Below are 1,079 nucleotides of genomic sequence, written 5' to 3' on the forward strand. Positions count from 1 at the left end.
TAAACACAAATTCTTTATACCATAAAAATAAATTTATTCCAAGCCGATGCCGACTTTAGCAGTCAATAAGTAAGCACCATTTTCTTGTTTGCTAAATGTCAAAGTAATACTTCGGAGTTTTGTCCCTGCTGAAGAATATGAAATTGTTCTGCTTTCATGATCATTAACAGTAGTAGTGTTTATGCTATTTGGTTCTCCATGAACGCTAACAATATCATCGTAGTTAGTTCCACCAGCTCCATAGTTGATAATATCGCCAACTTGAAGCGCGTCAAACTGTTCTTTTGTCCAGTTAAATTTAGCATCCTCTTCTTTTTGTGATGATTCGATAGAAGAACTTACTGAACTTACAGTATCTTCCACGCTCTTAGCAGCGTTATTCAAAGCACGAGCATACATCAATTGCGTAGCGATAACAATAACCATTGACACAACTGCTAACACTGTACCAATGATAGCCAACATTTTGGGTCTTTTTCTGTTGATGGCTAGACCTATCAAGCCCAATATAAGCGCTAAGATAGCAATAACAAAAGATAGATTGTTAATAATAGGCATCCAAGACCCAAATAGAGCGATCGCTCCGAAAATAATAGCCAAAATACCTAAAACTTTGCGTTCTTCATTCATAATGAAACCTCTCTCAGCTTTTAATGTGGATCAGTTATTGCACATTTTTTATTTCCGTTTTACGCAACTATTCCAAAATAGAAACAGTTGATTTTTACTATTGTTCGTTGTAAAATAGTGATGAAAGGTGGTGCGATAATATGTTTTCTTTTTTTACTCACATCAATCAAAAGCGTCAAAAGATGGAGCAATCTAAAAAAGAAATGGAATTGCGCCACAATGAATTTGCTGATAGAGTCCGCATGGATATTAAAACAGGCGAGAAAGAACTCGATTTAAAAAGAGAGTGTTTTAATCAGCGTTACGGACATCTATTTAGTCCTCGAAATAAATAGCAATAGGTCTTACTAGGTGGTCATCCTTATCTATCATCCCAAAAGAACCGAGTATAATATTTAAAATAGTTGTTGGAGCGTATTTTAACATCAAGTTACTATCTTCCATATGTG

Annotated in this window: 2 protein-coding genes; one reads left to right on the plus strand and one right to left on the minus strand. The window is 35.0% G+C overall.

The features are described 5' to 3' along the window. Positions 1–33: 33 nt before the first annotated feature. Positions 34–630 carry a CD20-like domain-containing protein gene (locus tag HT722_RS10245; RefSeq protein ID WP_173278856.1) on the minus strand — a complete coding sequence of 199 codons (597 nt, stop codon included), beginning with the start codon at positions 628–630 and terminating at the stop codon, positions 34–36. A 140-nt stretch (positions 631–770) separates the two neighbouring features. Between HT722_RS10245 and HT722_RS10250 the strand changes: the two genes are divergently transcribed. After that, entirely contained in the window at positions 771–965 is a 195-nt protein-coding gene (locus HT722_RS10250) for a hypothetical protein (RefSeq protein ID WP_112444046.1), read from the plus strand. Positions 966–1,079 lie beyond the last annotated feature (114 nt).

It is taken from the genome of Streptococcus sp. 53 (genome assembly GCF_013276565.1).
Taxonomy (GTDB): Bacteria; Bacillota; Bacilli; order Lactobacillales; family Streptococcaceae; genus Streptococcus.

Bases quoted from the DNA above. Each gene is read 5' to 3' on its own strand.
- HT722_RS10245 (WP_173278856.1), bottom strand. From the start codon at position 630: ATGAATGAAGAACGCAAAGTTTTAGGTATTTTGGCTATTATTTTCGGA.
- HT722_RS10250 (WP_112444046.1), top strand. From the start codon at position 771: ATGTTTTCTTTTTTTACTCACATCAATCAAAAGCGTCAAAAGATGGAG.